We start from the raw sequence: 17,312 nt of genomic DNA, 5'->3' as shown, positions 1-17,312 counted from the left end.
TAATGACCATGCAACAAACGTGAGGAGGTACTCACGCGAATGTGGACAGTTATCTACATCGCTCCGACAGCTAAAATTGCTGAAAGAATTAACAACAGATTGACCGAGGAAGGATTTCTAGTACAAGTCCGCCCTGTCCATATGTCTAAACAACAATTCGAAGTGCTCGTACCTTCCGGTGAAGTGGAAGAAGTGCAGGAAGTGCTCAACTCTATTTTGCACGCATAATACGGCTGCTTGACGAACGTCATTGTTGTTGAGACAGCCGCTTTTTGTTGCCTACAATCGGGCGCATTCGTTCAGTGGACAAGCCCTAGTGGATGTTGTTTACATGCAGCGTAAATCAGCCTAAAGAGGTGTCATGAGTGTTCAAAGACTTATTCCACAAAAAGAAGAAATACGCGACGATTCCATCCATACGTGATGACAGTGATCGTCCTAAGCGCGAAATACCTGAGGGATTGATGACAAAGTGTGCCAAGTGCGGCACGATTCAATATCATAAGGAATTGGAAAAGAACTTGAAAGTTTGCTCGGAATGCGGACATCATGCCCGTCTCAGTGCATGGGAACGCATACAGATGACTTTAGATGATGGTCGTTTGTTTGAATATGAAGCTAATATGGTGTCTGAAGATCCGCTCGAATTCCCTGGATACGCGAAGAAGCTGGAGCAGCAGCATGCAAAGTCTGGCTTAAATGAGGCTGTTATTTCCGGTGAAGGGACGATTGGCGGATATCCCGTTGTCGTTGCTGTCATGAGTTTTGACTTCTTCAGCGGAAGTATGGGATCTGTTGTTGGAGAGAAAATAACTCGTGCGATCGAGATGGCGATGCAAAAAAAGTATCCGCTTATTATTTTCTCTACGTCAGGTGGAGCTCGTATGCAAGAAAGTATACTGAGCTTGATGCAAATGGCGAAGACAAGTGCCGCATTAGCAAAGTTCCATGAAAGCGGAGGCCTCTACATATCCGTATTTACGGATCCGACAATGGGGGGCGTATCCGCGAGTTTTGCTATGTTGGGCGATATAAATTTGGCCGAGCCAGGGGCTCTTGTTGGTTTTGCAGGCCGAATTGTTATTGAGCAAACCATTCGTCAGAAGCTGCCAGACAACTTCCAAACCGCTGAATTCAACTTGAAGCACGGTCAGGTTGATATGGTCGTGCCACGCAAAGATATGCGTCAAACGTTAACGAAGTTGATTGACCTTCATACCGTGAAAGGAGAAATGGCGAATGGCGAGTGAGCTTCCATTTGAACAACCGCTAGCAGAATTGAAGCAGAAGATTGCAGAATTGAAGCGCTTTGGTGATGAGAAGAACATAGACTTCAGCGAAGAGATTTCGCGACTGGAAGAGCGTCATGCTAAGCTGGCTGAGGAGATTTACTCGAGCATTTCACCGTCTCAGAAGATGCATCTAGCTAGACATCACCAGCGTCCAACGACGCTGGATTTTGTTAATCATATTTTTACTGACTTTATTGAGCTGCATGGTGATCGACTATTCGGAGATGATTTAGCTATCGTCGGCGGCATTGCGAAGCTGAATGGCATGCCAGTTACCGTTGTAGGCCACCAACGAGGCAAAGATACAAAAGAAAACATAGCACGTTTTTTTGGAAGCCCTCATCCTGAAGGATTCCGAAAGGCGCTGCGCTTTATGCAGCAGGCCGACAAATTTAAGCGTCCCATTATTACTTTTATCGATACAAAAGGCGCATATCCTGGTAATACAGCGGAGGAGCGAGGGCAATCAGAGGCAATTGCTCGCAACTTACGCGATATGATGCTGATGGGTGTGCCGATTATTTGCGTTGTTATTGGTGAAGGTGGTAGTGGTGGAGCGCTTGCTCTTGGTGTAGGCAATCGAGTGTTGATGCTTGAGAATGCCATCTATTCGGTAATTTCTCCGAATGGGGCAGCGTCCATTTTGTGGAAAGATGCGTCAAAGGCGGATCAGGCTGCAGAAGCAATGAAGATTACAGCTGCTGATCTGCTTGAGATGGGGATTATTGAAGAAGTAATCCCAGAGCCGCAAGGCGGCGCACATAAAGACATTCCTACAGCTGCAGATTCTGTAAAGCATGCATTAGTAAGACAGCTAACAGAACTGCTAGCAATGACACCAGATGAACTTCGTGAAAATCGATATGAAAAGTTCCGTTCTATCGGTCGATTCACCTATTTAGATCAAGCTTAACTAACAATTTACAGTCATAACGGCTTATTCATTTGGTAAAACTTAAAAATATGACAATCTTCATGTACAAAATGAAGAAGGTATAGTAAATTAAATAGTTGTGAACTTGTTATAATAAATATATCAAGTGGATAGTAGAGAGCCGAACAATTGGAGGAAACTCATAATGCGCAAAACTAAAATTGTATGTACGATTGGCCCATCCAGCGAACCGTTGGATAAACTGAAACAACTTATTATGGCTGGTATGAATGTAGCACGATTGAACTTCTCTCATGGTGACTTTGAGGAGCATGGCAATCGTATCATTAATATTCGTAAAGCAGCTCAAGAGTTAAACAAAACAGTTGCCATTTTGCTTGACACAAAAGGTCCTGAAATTCGTACGGGTAAATTGGCTGTAGAACCAATTGAACTTGTAGAAGATCAGTTCATCACTTTGACAACAGAAGAGATCGAAGGAGATGCGAACCGTCTATCGGTTACATACGCTGATCTTCCGCGTGATGTTGAAGTAGGTTCTACAATTTTGATCGACGACGGTTTGATTGGATTGACTGTTGTTGAAGTTCAAGGCACAGAAATCAAATGTAAGATCGTTAACGGTGGTACAATTAAGAGCAAAAAAGGCGTTAACGTTCCAGGCGTAAGCATTTCTCTTCCAGGAATTACAGAGAAAGACGCTAGCGATATCCGTTTCGGTATCGAGCAAAACGTTGACTTTATCGCTGCTTCCTTCGTGCGTAAAGCTAGCGACGTAATGGAAATTCGCAACTTGCTTAAAGAGCATAACGCGAATCATATCCAAATCATTTCCAAGATCGAGAACCAAGAAGGCGTCGACAACTTGGATGAAATTCTTGAATTGTCCGACGGTTTGATGGTTGCTCGTGGTGACCTCGGCGTTGAGATCCCTGCTGAAGAAGTTCCTCTTGTGCAAAAGCGCATGATCGAGAAATGTAACTTGGCAGGTAAACCAGTAATTACAGCAACACAAATGTTGGATTCCATGCAGCGCAACCCACGTCCTACACGTGCGGAAGCTTCTGACGTAGCTAACGCTATCTTCGATGGCACAGACGCAATCATGTTGTCTGGTGAAACAGCTGCTGGTAAATACCCAGTTGAATCTGTACTCACGATGTCTCGTATCGCTGAGAAAGCAGAATCTGCGCTTGAATACCGTGAAATCTTCGTTCGTCAAAGTTCGAAGCAGCAATCTACAATTACAGATGCAATCGGTCAAGCAGTAGCTAACTCTGCTTTGGATCTTGATGCAAAAGCGATCATTACATCTACGCAAACAGGTTACACAGCTCGTATGGTATCCAAATACCGTCCGAAAGCTCCAATCGTTGCTGTAGCTGCATCTGAGCAAGTAATGCGCGGCATGTCCTTGGTATGGGGCGTTGTACCTGTTAAAGGTGAGCCAGCTAAAACTACAGATGAGATGTTCGATACAGCTGTTAAAGGCGGTCTTGAGACTGGTCTAGTAGTAAACGGTGACCTTGTTGTAATTACAGCTGGTGTGCCAGTTGGCTGTGCAGGTTCTACGAACTTGATGAAAGTTACACAAATTGGTCAAGCTTGCAACTAATTTATAAATAGAAGTATCTACAGAAGCAATGGTGTCGCAGCCATTGCTTTTGTTGTATCGTTAACTTTTCTTTTCCGTTAGGGGGAGTAAAAATGAAGAATGAAGAGCAGCAATCGACTCATCTCAAAACCGATCATGTTGCTAAAAATCCTTGGTACGGAGTTGCTATGCGGGTTCGTTATCAGGAGACGGACGCTATGGCTGTTGTTTTCCATGGAAATGTTGCAACGTGGTTCGAAGTTGGACGTACTGAATGGATAAGAGCACTTGGTGTTGACTACAAACAGCTCGAAGCGGAAGGGCTTTTGTTTCCTGTGACTGATCTACGAATCAGCTATAAGCGCCCTGCCCATTATGATGATTGGGTGGCTGTGTTTACGAGGCTTGATCAGTTGGGAACGATTCGTATGTCCTTCCAATCTGTTGTTTGTCGATTGACGGAGGAGCAAGTTGTTCAGATTCAGACAGCAGGATGGTTGCCAGAGCCTATTGGGGAGCTTCTTTACGAAGGCGGTACAGATCATGCTTGGATCGGGCGTGATTGGCGTCCGAAGCGAGTGAGTCGTGAGCAGCCTGAACTGTGGTCGATGCTGCAACCATTTGCACAAAAGGAATAGAAGGTTGAATTGGTAAATAGGGAGTGAATGCATATGTGGTTCCTGTTATTACTCGTACTTATTCCAGCGATGGAAATATGGGGATTTATTTTTGTAAGCGGCCAAATTGGCGGATGGAATACATTCCTGCTTGTCATTGTGACGGCGATTATAGGCGTCCTTATTACCCGTCATGAAGCAGCGCAAGTATGGGGGGACGTACAGCAGCAGATGCAGTCTGGACAAATTCCTGGCCGCAAGCTAGTGGAAGGCCTTTGCGTCATGTTGGGTGGTATTTTACTGCTAACACCTGGCTTTGTAACCGATATTATCGGATTCACGATGGTCTTTCCGTTAACTCGACCTATTTATAGACACTATATGTTGAAATGGATTGAGAAGAAGATGCAGAATGGTAATTTTCATATTTTGCGATAACATCTAGTGATGAACTAGTGATGACTCTAGTTTTGACTCGAGCTAACGGTTGCCATTGAGGCTATTTGGCTCATAGTTACTCATTTTAAAATGTAAAGGTTGTCAGTGAGCTTATTTATCATATCGAGCCATAAAATGGACTGAAATTGCTTAAATAAGCTCCATTACAACCGTTACATGTCGGGATATGGATGATTTCATAAAATAACGTTGATGGCGCCCGTTAGAGCAAATTCAAACTCTAGAGTGTGTTGAAGAAGCCATATCAAGTGGTATTTTATTTGGAGAGTAATACCAAAAGAGCAAGGAAATGACGAACTGCTGGATGCTTCGTTGTTTTCTTGCTCTTTTTTATTAGGGTACAATATTCAGCATTCATCTAATCGCTCTATTTTCTCCCTATCATGATGTAGTTGCGAAGATCTCGGAATACATGTGCTCGATGTACGGCAGTTAGCAGAATGAGTGTGACTGGTCCAATAATAAGTCCGAGTACCCCGAATAAATTTAGCCCAACAAACATGGCGACCAAGGTCATGAGCGGATCGAGCCCGATGCTGGATGCGAGTACTTTCGGTTCTATAATTTGTCTAGCTACGAGCACGATTGCATAGAGAATGGTTAAACCAATGGCTAGTGAAGAAGGGTCTGTTATAAAACTGTACATTATCCATGGTACCATTACGGCTCCGACTCCGAGATACGGTAGTAGATCAACTAGACCAATTAATAGCCCGATTGTGACGGCATAAGGTACACCTAACAGCAGCAAGCCGATCGTAATCACGACGGCTGTTATGGAGATAAGGATGAATTGAGCGCGCAAATAGCCAAATAGAGCTTTCTTTAGATCTGCCCATACGGTATAGGCGGGTTTGCGCAATTGATCTGGGAACCAATCGGTTACGATGTTAAGCCAGTGCCGCCAATCTTTGCTGATAAAAAAGGCTGCAAGAAATACGACAACCGAGATTGTAGCAATGTTAGGCAGACGTGATAGTAGAGTTACAATGCCATTCAACATGTATGTAACGAGATCAGTTACGGTATTCGTGACCGTTTCAGCAGTACGGGAGATGTTCGTATTGATCGTGTTCTGAATGTTAGGGTTATCTTTATATAGCATACTAAGTGTCTCGATTAGCGAAACAATATGTTCATTATTCATAAGGGAAAGCAACAATTCGCGCCATGCTTGCAAATACAATTGAATCGTCTCTGTCAAGGTCATAATTTCTTTGACGATGCGTGTGATAACGGCAGCAAGCACGGTGAACATCGAGGTTACAAAGATAGATAAAGAAAGAGTAACAGCCAACCACCGTGGGAATCGTAGGCGATATTCCAAAAGGTTGACAATCGGATTCATAAGTGCTGCAATGATCCATGCCAGCAAAAATGGATAGAGTAAGGGGAGCAGCAATACACATATAGTTATGCTAGCCATAATCAAGATCATAACCACCACGGCTCGTACGACTCGTTTTGTTATGTTGATATCCACGATACGCCCCCTCTGCAAGCTAGTCCAATCCATTCTGTTCTATGTAATAACAACAGACGCTGTATTCCATCTATATGGTCGATATACGTTCTTGAGCACGCGTAGATAAAGATTATCTTATATATATGTTGGTTTTTTAAACAATTTCATCTTATTTCTGATTCGTCCCTTAAAAATCCGTTTATGTAGGTGATAAAGCATTTCTATCCCTAAAATTGCCTTTTTGCGTTCACAGAACCGACAATATCCTATATCATTTAACTAGAAGTTTTAATTACTTCATAGAAATACTTACGCACCATTAAAAATGCAGTCGAACGTTGTACACAAAAGAGCAGTATGATGCAAAGGAGAGAGGGCTATGACAGCAACCAAAGGGCTAGAAGGTATTGTTGCAGCGGCTTCGTCTATCAGTTCCATTATTGATGGGATATTAACCTACCGTGGTTACAATATTGATGATTTGGCTGAACATGCTACGTTTGAAGAAGTTGCTTATCTGTTATGGTATGGAAAGCTTCCTAATGAGGCAGAGCTCCAAGAGCTTCAAGCGAAGCTAAGTGATCATGCATCGATTCCAGAAGGTGTTATCGAGCAATTGAAGTTGTTCCCATCTGAAGCGAATACAATGGCTGTCCTTCGTTCGGCTGTATCTGCATTGGCGCTGTATGATGATAGCGCGAATGATATGAGTGCAGAAGCCAACTTGAATAAAGCAATTAAGATTCAAGCTCAGTTACCTACCATCGTAGCTGCGTATGCTCGTATTCGTGAAGGTAAGGATCCAGTTGCACCGTTAACAGGTAAGTCTATTGCCTACAACTTCCTGTACATGCTGCTAGGCGAAGCGCCTGAGCCGCGTGCTGTTGAAGCAATGGATAAAGCGCTCGTTCTGCATGCTGATCACGAATTGAATGCTTCTACTTTCGCAAGTCGTGTAACCGTTGCCACTTTGTCCGATATGTACTCCGGTATCACTTCGGCAATTGGTGCTTTGAAGGGACCATTGCATGGTGGAGCGAACGAAGCAGTTATGATTATGCTGGAAGAGATTGGCGAATCAAGAAATGTAGACGATTACATTCAAGACAAGTTGGACAACAAAGCTAAGATTATGGGCTTCGGACACCGTGTGTACAAGAACGGAGATCCGCGTGCTAAGCATCTACAGAAGATGTCAGAGGAGCTTGGCAAAGAGAAAGGTAAGCTCGATTTGTATGAGATGAGCGTGCGTATTGAAGAATTGGTAACGGGTCAAAAGGGACTTAAACCAAATGTGGACTTCTACTCCGCTTCGGTTTACACGATGCTTGGCATCCCTCGTGATTTGTTTACGCCAATCTTTGCAATCAGCCGTACATCTGGTTGGACAGCGCACATTCTCGAGCAATACGAGAACAATCGTATTATTCGTCCGCGCGCTGAGTATGTTGGACCGTCAACTCAAGCTTATATTCCGATTTCTGAACGTTAATTTATCTAAGGTATCAAAAATTTTCATATTTTAGCTTGTCATAGAAAATGGCGGGTTGCTACAATAAGGATGTAGTGCCCGTCATCGCAGCGTATCTTTATACGCGGATTCATACCATTCAGCATTATTCTGAAGGAGGAACTATATATTATGTTGCAATTGGAGAAGTTTGCTGCACCTACAGAGGGCGAGAAAATTACGATTAAAGACGGTAAGTTGCAAGTACCTACACAACCGATCATTCCATTTATTGAGGGTGACGGTACAGGCCGTGACATTTGGCGTGCATCCAAGCGTGTATTGGACGCTGCAGTTGAGAAAGCTTACGGCGGTGAGCGCAAGCTTGCTTGGTACGAAGTATTTGCAGGTGAAAAGGCTTACAATGAATATGGCGAGTGGCTGCCTAACGATACGTTGGAAGCAATTCGTGAATATATCGTTGCAATTAAAGGACCTTTGACAACACCAATCGGTGGCGGTATTCGTTCTTTGAACGTTGCGCTTCGTCAAGAGTTGGATTTGTACACTTGCTTACGTCCAGTACGTTATTTCGATGGTGTACCTTCTCCAGTTAAGCGTCCTGAGCTGGTTGATATGGTTATTTTCCGTGAAAACACAGAAGATATCTATGCTGGTATCGAGTACGCTTCTGGTTCCGAAGATGTGAACAAATTGATCAAGTTCTTGCAAGACGAGCTTGGCGTGAACAAGATTCGTTTCCCTGAAACATCTGGTATCGGTGTGAAACCAGTATCTTCCGAAGGTTCCAAGCGTCTTGCTCGCGCTGCGATTGAGTTTGCAATCAAGCACGATCGTAAGAGCGTTACATTCGTTCATAAAGGCAACATTATGAAGTTCACAGAAGGTGCCTTCAAGAACTGGGGCTATGAAGTGGCAGAGGAAGAGTTCGGTGACAAGACGTTCACTTGGGGTCAATATGACCGCATTAAGGACGAGCATGGCACAGAAGCTGCGAACAAAGCTCAAGAAGAAGCACTTGCTGCAGGCAAGATCTTGGTTAAAGATGCGATCGCTGATATTGCGCTTCAACAAGTATTGACTCGTCCGAAGGACTTCGATGTTATCGCGACATTGAACTTGAACGGTGACTACTTGTCCGATGCTTTGGCTGCACAAGTTGGTGGTATTGGTATTGCACCAGGAGCAAATATCAACTACGTAACAGGTCATGCGATCTTCGAAGCTACACATGGTACAGCTCCGAAATACGCTGATCTTGATGTGGTTAACCCTGGTTCCGTTATTTTGTCCGGCGTTATGCTCTTGGAGCACTTGGGCTGGCAAGAAGCTGCTGACCTTATCTATGCAGGTATAACTACAGCAATTAATAACAAAACGGTTACCTATGACTTCGCACGCTTGATGGAAGGCGCTACAGAAATCAAATGCTCAGAATTCGCTGACCAAATTATCAGCAACTTGAAGTAAAGGGGATAAACAGATGGCAATTCGTCGCGCGAAAATTACAGTAGTAGGTGCAGGATTCACAGGAGCAACTACAGCATTGATGCTTGCACAGAAGGAACTTGGAGATGTTGTGCTAGTAGATATTCCTCAGTTGGAGAACCCAACGAAAGGTAAAGCATTGGATATGCTTGAAGCAAGCCCAGTGCAAGGATTCGACAGCAACATTATCGGTACTTCTAACTATGAAGATACGAAAGATTCTGATGTAGTTATTATTACAGCAGGTATCGCTCGTAAACCAGGTATGAGTCGCGATGACTTGGTTAACACCAATGCTGGAATTGTCCGTTCTGTTTGTGAGAATGTAAAGAAATACAGCCCGAACTCCTATGTTATTCTTTTGAGTAACCCAGTAGATGCAATGACATATGTAGCGAACGAAACGCTTGGTTTCCCTAAAAACCGTGTCATTGGTCAATCCGGTGTATTGGATACAGCGCGCTATTGTACGTTTATCGCACAAGAGCTTAATGTATCTGTGGAAGATGTGCGTGGTGTTGTTCTTGGAGGACATGGTGATGATATGGTTCCACTCGTTCGTTATACGAGCGTAGGTGGGGTACCAATTGAAAAGCTTATTCCGCAAGATCGCATTGATGCAATCGTAGCACGTACACGTGTTGGCGGTGGTGAGATCGTAAACTTGCTCGGTAACGGCAGTGCTTACTATGCTCCTGCAGCATCTATTGTACAAATGACAGAAGCTATCCTTAAAGACAAGAAGCGCGTTCTTCCTGTCATTGCATTGCTTGAAGGTGAATACGGCTATGACAACTTGTTCATGGGCGTTATGGCAGTGCTTGGCGGTGACGGAATTGAGAAAATTATTGAGATCGAGCTGACTGCTGAAGAGAAAGCTGCTCTTGATAAATCTGCTCAATCTGTTCGTAACGTCATTCAAGTTGTGAATGGATAGTGAATTTTTGGGATAACCTATTAGAGTTGCTCGCGTGCGGGCAACTCTTTTCTATGTTTCAATGGCAAATTTATAGTATAATAAATCATAGACAAAGGATGATTCTTTACTATGGCGCTACTTGTTAAAGGGAAGATTCATTCATAGAAATACATAAAATAGAGGTAATGGAGGATTTGGAACAATGGCTTCAGTATTTTGGACAATTCACTTTATGGCAGTAGCTTTAATTGGTTTCTACGGGCTAGCTCCATTTTTTGCAAACAAGCTTAAGAAGGCTGCTCCCGGCGCTCAAGAGGGCGTACTGTCCACAATGATCGTGGGTAACCGCATTGCACAGTATATTCTCGTCGTTCAGTTTATTACTGGCGGATACATGATGACTAAAGCGGGCGTTACTCATGTGTGGATGGCTGTCGTTACGGTTCTATTGCTAGCTATGTTCGCATTCAGCGGTATTATGGGCAAGAAGATGAAGGTTGCTTTGCAAGCGGCTAAAAACAATCAAACGGATTCAGCTTCTATTTCGAAGGTTGTTACATTTAGCTCTGTTATTTTCGTACTCTTCATCGGTATGCTTGTTTTGATGCAAAATTCGTCAATCATCTAATGGTTAATTGCTACCGTTAATTATTGAAGGCTATCTCGATCGCTTGGTTTAGTAACCAGGTCAGAGATAGCCTTTTTATTTTGCAGAAATTTTTATTCAGATCTAGACATTTCATCGAGTGTCATTTCGAAGCTTGGCAAGAACACGTTAAGGAAATAGTCCACTTCCTCCATCTGGAGCTGTTTCATCTTTTGCTCGGTTTGGCGCTTTGCTTCTGCAAATTCACGATTGCCTGTAGCAAGCTCTAATGTACATTTTAAATAAGCATCGATTAAATCAGCAGCCTTTACGTATTTCTTAAGCTCTGGGTCTTGGTGCCCTGCTCCTACTAATGGTCCATATACGGCTCTTAGCTGTACAGGCACCATGTCGAGTAGTCTGTCGGCGGCAAGCTGCTCAATTTCTCTGAAATTCTTCAGAATCCTAGGGTTATGGTGCTTGACTGGAGTAGGGATATCTCCTGTGAACACTTCGGTAGCATCATGGAATAGCGCCATGGTGACGACTTTGTCGGTGTTGATTCCGCGATGAAATTGCTCATTAGCAATCGTACACAGCAAATGAGCGGTTAGTGCTACATGAAAGGAATGCTCGGCTACGGACTCCCGATTCGTATTGCGCATTAAGCTCCAGCGCTCAATATATTTAAGACGATACATATAGGCTAAAAAATGGGAAGCAGGCGTATCGGGCATATTCAATAGATTCCATCCTCTCAAAAAGGGTTTGTTATGCTATTATATGATTATTGGCACTTTTTTGAATAGATAATAGATAGGTTGCCAATCAATCCTGCTGATACCATTAAATAAACAGCTTAGACCAGTCTTCAGACGGGAACGAGGGAATATAGAGAGGAGCAGTTGGAGGATGTTGCAGCAGTTTGGACAGAGTGTTTATCAACTAATCGTGGAAGCGTCTTCAAACCTACCGGGAGACGTCCGCAGAGCGATCCGACAAGCGAGAGAGCGGGAAGATGCCGCTACGCGTTCAGGCTTGTCATTGAGCACCATTGCACAAAATATTGAGATGGCAGAAACCAATGTTTCTCCTATTTGCCAAGACACAGGGATGCCTACCTTTATCGTACATACCCCTGTTGGAGTTAATCAAATCGTTCTGAAGCAGGAAATTCGTGAAGCTGTTCGTCTAGCAACGCAAGATGGCAAACTTCGCACGAATTCCGTTGATTCTTTGACAGGAGCGAACAGCGGCGATAACTTAGGCCCTGGAACACCTGTTATTCATTTTGAGCAGTGGGAACAAGATGATATAGAAGTGAAGCTGATCCTTAAGGGAGGTGGCTGTGAGAATAAAAACATTCAATACAGCTTGCCGACAGAATTAGAAGGATTGGGTAAGGCAGGACGTGATCTTGATGGAATCCGCAAGTGTATTCTCCACGCTGTTTATCAGGCGCAAGGACAAGGATGCAGCGCAGGCTTTATCGGCGTTGGAATTGGTGGAGACCGTACGACTGGATATGAGCTTGCGAAGCATCAACTGTTCCGTGAAGTAGGAGATCGCAACCCAATTCCTGAACTGGATCAGCTTGAGCAGTATATTATGGACAAAGCGAATCAGCTAGGCATCGGTACGATGGGCTTTGGCGGTGAAGTGTCGCTGCTTGGTTGCAAAGTCGGTGTGATGAATCGTTTGCCGGCAAGCTTCTTTGTGTCTGTGGCGTACAACTGTTGGGCATATCGTCGTCAGGGCGTATTGTTGGATTCGGAAACAGGCGCTCTGAAACAGTGGGTGTATGAACGCGGCACAGATGTACCTATGAAGGACGCAGCTGAGGAAGTGGCTGTATCTGCTGCATCCGAGAATAACACATCTGTAGATACAGATTCTGATGAAGAAAGTGGACGTACAGTTGTGCTTACGACGCCAATTAGCGAGGAAGACATTCGTGCGCTGCGTGTTGGTGATGTCGTAGTCATTAATGGTGAGATTCATACCGGGCGCGATGCGCTGCATAAGCATTTGATGGATCATGATTGTCCTGTTGATATGAACGGCGGAGTTATTTATCATTGCGGGCCTGTTATGATGAAGGATAGAGATGGTGAGTGGCATGTAAAAGCCGCAGGTCCAACGACAAGTATTCGTGAAGAGCCGTATCAAGGTGATATTATTAAAAAGTTTGGCATCCGTGCAGTTATCGGAAAAGGCGGCATGGGAGCGAAGACACTTGCTGCACTGAAAGAGCATGGTGGCGTATATATGAACGCTATTGGCGGTGCTGCTCAGTACTATGCGCGCTGCATTAAACAAGTAAACGGTGTTGATTTCATTGAGTTTGGTATTCCAGAAGCAATGTGGCATCTGCAAGCAACAGGCTTTACAGCGATTGTAACCATGGATTCCCATGGCAACAGCTTGCATGCGGATGTGGACAAAAATTCCTTCGATAAATTATCTCAGTTCAAGGAGACCGTATTTTAATGGCTCGACAATCGTTAGGCATACAGATGAATGCATGGTTTGAAAAATATATGTTTATTTTGATACCCCTCAGTCTTGTACTGGGGGTTCTTTGTAGTCCACTGCTTATTGAGCATGTTTCATTGGTACCATGGCTGTTTGGCTTGGTTACATTCGTTATGGGACTAGGATGCGGTTGGAAAGATATTATGGCGGCTTTTCGTCGGCCACTTTTGTTCCTCATTGTTTTTGTAATAACGCATCTCGTTGCGCCGCTGTTAGCTTACGGGTTTGGAGCTGCATTGTTTGGTTCAGACTCTTCTTATACGATAGGGCTGGTACTGTTTGCCGTTATTCCATTGGGCATTTCCTCTGTTCTATGGGTAGAGATGGCACGTGGAGCTGTACCGATCATGCTCGCCTTAGTTGTTGTAGATAGTTTACTAAGTCCCATTGTCGTTCCGTTATCGCTTTCGTTGTTATATGAGCAATCGATCCCGTTTGATGGCTGGACGATGTTGATTGACCTGCTTCTTATTATCGTATTACCAACGTTGGCTGGCATTGTCGTACATGAGTGGACACAAGGACAAGCGAAGCCTCGAATGGCACCAGTCTTGCTGCCGTTATCTAAGCTGGCGTTCGTTGGTGTGGTATTGCTAAATGCAGCAGCAATCGGACCATTCGTTAGGACTTGGGATACAGAGGCCTTTATTGTGTTTGCTGCTGTATGCAGCTTAGTTGCCGCCTTTTATGCGCTTGGACATCTTACAGAACGTCTATGGCCACCTGATTCAAGCCCGCCTCAATCGACACTTGGCTTTGCTTCGGGCATGCGCAATATATCGTTAGGTTTAGTGCTAGCTTTACAGCACTTTGGGGCAGAAACAGCGGTTGCTGTTGTACTAGCCATTTTGATTCAGCAGCCGGGTGCGACGATCTATTATTCGATCATTCGGAGGAGACAGCGTGTTATTGCTGGTAATTTGAACTGATACAAGCTAGGATATAGAGGAAACGTTGTTCGATTGATGAATAGATATTTGAACAACAATGAATGGAAGATGGAGCGTATACGTATGTCAAGATTTCGCAATCGATTAACGTTAACTTATGTACTTATGGTCGGTTTATCTGTGCTGGTTGCCGGAATTTATATGGCTTATTCCTTTAAAAACAGCCATATTGAGCAATTGGAACAGACGATGGTACAGGAAATTAAAATGCTTGATACGATGCTCGAATGGCGCTCATTTGATTCTGCTGAGGACAGAAGCGCGTACTATACAACATGGGCGAAAGCATTACAAGAAGCGACAGATACAAGGGTAACTTTTGTGCTGTCAGATGGAACCGTAACGGGAGACTCTAATTATGATGTAAGTTCGATGGACAATCATTTGCAGAGGGAAGAGATTCAACAAGCTGCCAATGGATACTTCGGCTCTATCACTCGATTTAGCAACACGTTAAACGAAAATATGCTTTATGTCGCAGGTCCAATTCAACATCCTGGTAAGTTTGAAGGATATGTTCGTTTAGCCAAAGGTCTCGCTGAAGTAGAAGCGGGTGTTCGTCAGTTTCTTGAGTATTTAGTAATTGGCTTAGCTGGCCTGTTCTTAGCGGCGGCTATAGTCAGTTACCGAATTGCGTATAAACTTACCCGTCCGATGGAGAATATGACGCGAGTTGCTTTGCGCATTGCGAAGCGGGATTATTCAGCACGGGTAGAAGCAACTGGGAAGGACGAGCTTGGACAGCTGGGCTCCGCTATTAATGCAATGGCGGATAGCTTGGAGGAGCAGGTGGATGAAATCCGTGAAAATGAAAGCCGCTTGCGAAGCGTACTTGACCATATGATGAATGGCATAGTTATGATAGATGCGAACGGTAAGGTTGGCTTAATGAATGGTAAAGCAGAGCAGCTATTCGGATTGTCATGTAAAGAATGTCTAGGGAAGAACTACACGGACATTCGAATTCCAAGTGAGCTACAGGTCATTATTTCGGAAGTCATGATGTATCGCAACTACGTTCAGCACGAAACGACAGTGTATTATCCAGAAGAGAGACTATTGGATATTCACGCTGTGCCTGTTTATTATACGGATGAGGAATGGGCAGGCTTGCTATTGATGATGCAAGATTTATCCGAACTGCGTCGACTTGAACGAATGAGAAGTGAATTCGTCGCTAACGTTTCCCATGAATTAAAGACACCGATTGCTGCTGTCAAGGGCTTTGCTGAGACACTGCTGAATGGGGCAATTCAGGATGCTGAGACGGCTCATTCCTTTGTGCAAATTATTCATGATGAAAGTGAACGCTTGAATCGATTAATTGGAGATTTACTGGAGCTGTCCAAGATTCAGTCACGACAAGTGCCGATGCAGTACTCACCGGTACACCTACCGAGTTTATTGGAACAGACTGTTCACATATTGGAAAAAAATGCAGATCGCAAAGAAATTGAAATTACGCTGCAAGTAACCGATGACTTGTTTATCGAGGCTGATGAAGACAGGCTGCGTCAAATTGTGTTGAACCTATTGTCCAATGCCATTAACTATACGCCTGAGGGAGGTAAAGTGAAGCTTAGTGCCAAGCCGATACTTGTTGATGCCTTTAACGATAGTGAGCCCGATGAGCAAATTGAGATTTCGATTACCGATACGGGTATTGGCATTCCGAAGAAAGATCTGCCTCGTATTTTCGAACGATTCTATCGGGTAGACAAGGCTCGTTCCCGCAGCTCAGGAGGCACGGGACTAGGTTTGTCTATCGTGAAGCATCTTGTAGAGTCACATCGAGGGACGCTAAAAGTTGAGAGTGAGGTTGGTGTAGGCACTACCTTTACAATTACACTGCCGATCATTCAAGACGTTCCTATTGATTTCGAATAATTTGGATGGGATAAGAGGTTATGCATCCACAATAGAATGTGATAGGATAGCAATATAGATGGAATGGTGATTCCTATTGGTAACATGGAGGAGAACATGTCGGAACCAAAAGTATTAGTCGTGGAAGATGAGCCTACTTTGGCGCGGCTCCTATCTTATAATTTGACCCAAGAAGGGTACAAGACAACACTTGTTGATAATGGCCGTGATGGACTTCAGATGGCCTTGAATGAACCATTCGAGCTCATTGTACTTGATATTATGCTTCCAGGTATGAACGGATTCGAAGTGTTGCAGAAGCTTCGTCAAGCGAAGGTGGCTACACCGATTATTATTTTGACAGCTCGCAATGCGGAAGAAGAAGTCGTACAAGGACTCAAATATGGTGCGGATGATTATATTACGAAGCCATTCGGAGTAGCTGAATTGCTGGCTCGTGTAGGTGCAGTACTGCGCCGCACTTCCGCAGACGGTATGACACTTGAAGCAATCGATGAGCCTATCAATACAGGCATTAAGCTTGGAGAACTTCATATATTCCCTGACAAATATGAGGTTACGTTAATGGGAGAAGGAATATCACTGCGTCCTAAGGAGTTTGAAGTACTGCTGCATATGGCTAAACGACCTGGGACTGTCATAACCCGTGATGAGCTGATGAACCAAGTATGGGGATTTGATTATATCGGTGGTCAACGTACAGTGGATGTTCATGTTAGCTCATTGCGAAAGAAGTTAGAGCTTAATCAGCAATCGGTGCATATTGACGCCATAAGAGGCGTAGGGTACAAGTTGGTTGTAAGTAAGACATCTTCGTCATAATTTATAGTGTTTTATATCGGTGTCATATGTCTGCATGAATCTATTCTAATTTAGAAATGATGTAAACGGCAGCGTAGGACAAGCGTATCATAAAATGATTCATAAAAGAGAGCATCCCTTTATCCAATGTGATAGAAGGATGCTCTTTTCTTTGTATTAGTGGTATACATCTGAGTCATTTTACTATCTAACATTTATGTCCAATGAACATTATGCATCTTCTTTTGTACTTGCCATCGCTCCCCAAGTAAAAACAGCCACAATGGAAAGTACGACAATAATCAAAGGAAGGAAGAAAATAAGAAACACAGTCACGAGCAGGTTGCTCCCTT

17 protein-coding genes are annotated in these 17,312 nt (G+C 43.9%); 14 read left to right on the top strand and 3 right to left on the bottom strand.

The window, feature by feature from the left end; translation table 11 throughout:
• Nucleotides 1-39: 39 nt before the first annotated feature.
• From NQ117_RS08130 to NQ117_RS08105, 6 genes are all read left to right on the top strand, one after another.
• Nucleotides 40-228, top strand: coding sequence for a hypothetical protein (locus NQ117_RS08130; RefSeq protein WP_028594234.1), 189 nt, complete (start codon nt 40-42; stop codon nt 226-228).
• A gap of 137 nt (nt 229-365) precedes the next feature.
• A complete protein-coding gene (accD, locus tag NQ117_RS08125) occupies nt 366-1,250 on the top strand; it encodes an acetyl-CoA carboxylase, carboxyltransferase subunit beta (RefSeq protein ID WP_028594235.1) in 885 nt (294 codons plus the stop codon).
• On the top strand, nt 1,240-2,205 hold the full coding sequence (locus NQ117_RS08120; protein WP_258277463.1) for an acetyl-CoA carboxylase carboxyltransferase subunit alpha: 966 nt from the start codon (nt 1,240-1,242) through the stop codon (nt 2,203-2,205). Before accD ends, NQ117_RS08120 begins: the two co-directional genes overlap by 11 nt.
• Before the next feature lie 166 nt (nt 2,206-2,371).
• On the top strand, nt 2,372-3,802 hold the full coding sequence (pyk, locus tag NQ117_RS08115) for a pyruvate kinase (protein ID WP_258277462.1): 1,431 nt from the start codon (nt 2,372-2,374) through the stop codon (nt 3,800-3,802).
• 92 nt (nt 3,803-3,894) lie between these two features.
• Nucleotides 3,895-4,419: an acyl-CoA thioesterase gene (locus tag NQ117_RS08110; RefSeq protein WP_258277461.1), complete on the top strand. Its 525-nt coding sequence runs from the start codon at nt 3,895-3,897 to the stop codon at nt 4,417-4,419.
• 27 nt (nt 4,420-4,446) lie between these two features.
• Nucleotides 4,447-4,836 (top strand): FxsA family protein, encoded by a 390-nt coding sequence (locus NQ117_RS08105; protein WP_258277460.1) that lies wholly within the window; start codon nt 4,447-4,449, stop codon nt 4,834-4,836.
• A 388-nt stretch (nt 4,837-5,224) separates the two neighbouring features.
• On the opposite strand, the gene ytvI is transcribed toward NQ117_RS08105, so the two are convergent.
• Nucleotides 5,225-6,340 (bottom strand): sporulation integral membrane protein YtvI, encoded by a 1,116-nt coding sequence (gene ytvI, locus NQ117_RS08100; protein WP_258277459.1) that lies wholly within the window; start codon nt 6,338-6,340, stop codon nt 5,225-5,227.
• A gap of 361 nt (nt 6,341-6,701) precedes the next feature.
• On the opposite strand from ytvI, the gene citZ reads away from it, so the two are divergent.
• From citZ to NQ117_RS08080, 4 genes are all read left to right on the top strand, one after another.
• A complete protein-coding gene (citZ, locus tag NQ117_RS08095) occupies nt 6,702-7,814 on the top strand; it encodes a citrate synthase (protein ID WP_258277458.1) in 1,113 nt (370 codons plus the stop codon).
• A 150-nt stretch (nt 7,815-7,964) separates the two neighbouring features.
• Nucleotides 7,965-9,263: an NADP-dependent isocitrate dehydrogenase gene (icd, locus tag NQ117_RS08090; RefSeq protein ID WP_258277457.1), complete on the top strand. Its 1,299-nt coding sequence runs from the start codon at nt 7,965-7,967 to the stop codon at nt 9,261-9,263.
• Nucleotides 9,264-9,276: 13 nt separating this feature from the next.
• Nucleotides 9,277-10,218: a malate dehydrogenase gene (mdh, locus tag NQ117_RS08085; RefSeq protein WP_258277456.1), complete on the top strand. Its 942-nt coding sequence runs from the start codon at nt 9,277-9,279 to the stop codon at nt 10,216-10,218.
• 184 nt (nt 10,219-10,402) lie between these two features.
• Complete coding sequence (locus NQ117_RS08080) at nt 10,403-10,828, top strand: hypothetical protein (RefSeq protein WP_258277455.1); 426 nt, start codon at nt 10,403-10,405, stop codon at nt 10,826-10,828.
• Between the two features lie 92 nt (nt 10,829-10,920).
• Here the strand turns inward: NQ117_RS08080 and yfbR are convergent, their stop codons facing one another.
• Nucleotides 10,921-11,523, bottom strand: a complete 603-nt coding sequence (gene yfbR, locus NQ117_RS08075) for a 5'-deoxynucleotidase (protein WP_258278203.1) — start codon at nt 11,521-11,523, stop codon at nt 10,921-10,923.
• 175 nt (nt 11,524-11,698) lie between these two features.
• On the opposite strand from yfbR, the gene NQ117_RS08070 reads away from it, so the two are divergent.
• The 4 genes from NQ117_RS08070 (at nt 11,699) to NQ117_RS08055 (ending at nt 16,980) form a co-directional block, all read left to right on the top strand.
• On the top strand, nt 11,699-13,276 hold the full coding sequence (locus NQ117_RS08070) for a fumarate hydratase (RefSeq protein WP_309137856.1): 1,578 nt from the start codon (nt 11,699-11,701) through the stop codon (nt 13,274-13,276).
• Nucleotides 13,276-14,250, top strand: a complete 975-nt coding sequence (locus NQ117_RS08065) for a bile acid:sodium symporter family protein (RefSeq protein WP_258277454.1) — start codon at nt 13,276-13,278, stop codon at nt 14,248-14,250. Before NQ117_RS08070 ends, NQ117_RS08065 begins: the two co-directional genes overlap by 1 nt.
• An 84-nt stretch (nt 14,251-14,334) precedes the next feature.
• Entirely contained in the window at nt 14,335-16,158 is a 1,824-nt protein-coding gene (gene pnpS / locus NQ117_RS08060) for a two-component system histidine kinase PnpS (protein ID WP_258277453.1), read from the top strand.
• A 96-nt stretch (nt 16,159-16,254) separates the two neighbouring features.
• Entirely contained in the window at nt 16,255-16,980 is a 726-nt protein-coding gene (locus NQ117_RS08055; RefSeq protein WP_258277452.1) for a response regulator transcription factor, read from the top strand.
• 210 nt (nt 16,981-17,190) lie between these two features.
• On the opposite strand, the gene cydS is transcribed toward NQ117_RS08055, so the two are convergent.
• Complete coding sequence (gene cydS, locus NQ117_RS24155) at nt 17,191-17,295, bottom strand: cytochrome bd oxidase small subunit CydS family protein (protein ID WP_375163031.1); 105 nt, start codon at nt 17,293-17,295, stop codon at nt 17,191-17,193.
• Between the last annotated feature and the right edge of the window lie 17 nt (nt 17,296-17,312).

The organism is Paenibacillus sp. SC116, assembly GCF_024733555.1.
Taxonomy (GTDB): Bacteria; Bacillota; Bacilli; order Paenibacillales; family Paenibacillaceae; genus Paenibacillus_B.
This window is presented reverse-complemented; position numbering and strand designations above follow the sequence as displayed.

Coding starts and splice junctions, on each gene's coding strand:
- NQ117_RS08130 (WP_028594234.1), top strand. CDS start 40: ATGTGGACAGTTATCTACATCGCTCCGACAGCTAAAATTGCTGAAAGA.
- NQ117_RS08120 (WP_258277463.1), top strand. CDS start 1,240: ATGGCGAGTGAGCTTCCATTTGAACAACCGCTAGCAGAATTGAAGCAG.
- pyk (WP_258277462.1), top strand. CDS start 2,372: ATGCGCAAAACTAAAATTGTATGTACGATTGGCCCATCCAGCGAACCG.
- NQ117_RS08110 (WP_258277461.1), top strand. CDS start 3,895: ATGAAGAATGAAGAGCAGCAATCGACTCATCTCAAAACCGATCATGTT.
- NQ117_RS08105 (WP_258277460.1), top strand. CDS start 4,447: ATGCATATGTGGTTCCTGTTATTACTCGTACTTATTCCAGCGATGGAA.
- citZ (WP_258277458.1), top strand. CDS start 6,702: ATGACAGCAACCAAAGGGCTAGAAGGTATTGTTGCAGCGGCTTCGTCT.
- icd (WP_258277457.1), top strand. CDS start 7,965: ATGTTGCAATTGGAGAAGTTTGCTGCACCTACAGAGGGCGAGAAAATT.
- mdh (WP_258277456.1), top strand. CDS start 9,277: ATGGCAATTCGTCGCGCGAAAATTACAGTAGTAGGTGCAGGATTCACA.
- NQ117_RS08080 (WP_258277455.1), top strand. CDS start 10,403: ATGGCTTCAGTATTTTGGACAATTCACTTTATGGCAGTAGCTTTAATT.
- yfbR (WP_258278203.1), bottom strand. CDS start 11,523: ATGCCCGATACGCCTGCTTCCCATTTTTTAGCCTATATGTATCGTCTT.
- NQ117_RS08070 (WP_309137856.1), top strand. CDS start 11,699: ATGTTGCAGCAGTTTGGACAGAGTGTTTATCAACTAATCGTGGAAGCG.
- NQ117_RS08065 (WP_258277454.1), top strand. CDS start 13,276: ATGGCTCGACAATCGTTAGGCATACAGATGAATGCATGGTTTGAAAAA.
- pnpS (WP_258277453.1), top strand. CDS start 14,335: ATGTCAAGATTTCGCAATCGATTAACGTTAACTTATGTACTTATGGTC.
- NQ117_RS08055 (WP_258277452.1), top strand. CDS start 16,255: ATGTCGGAACCAAAAGTATTAGTCGTGGAAGATGAGCCTACTTTGGCG.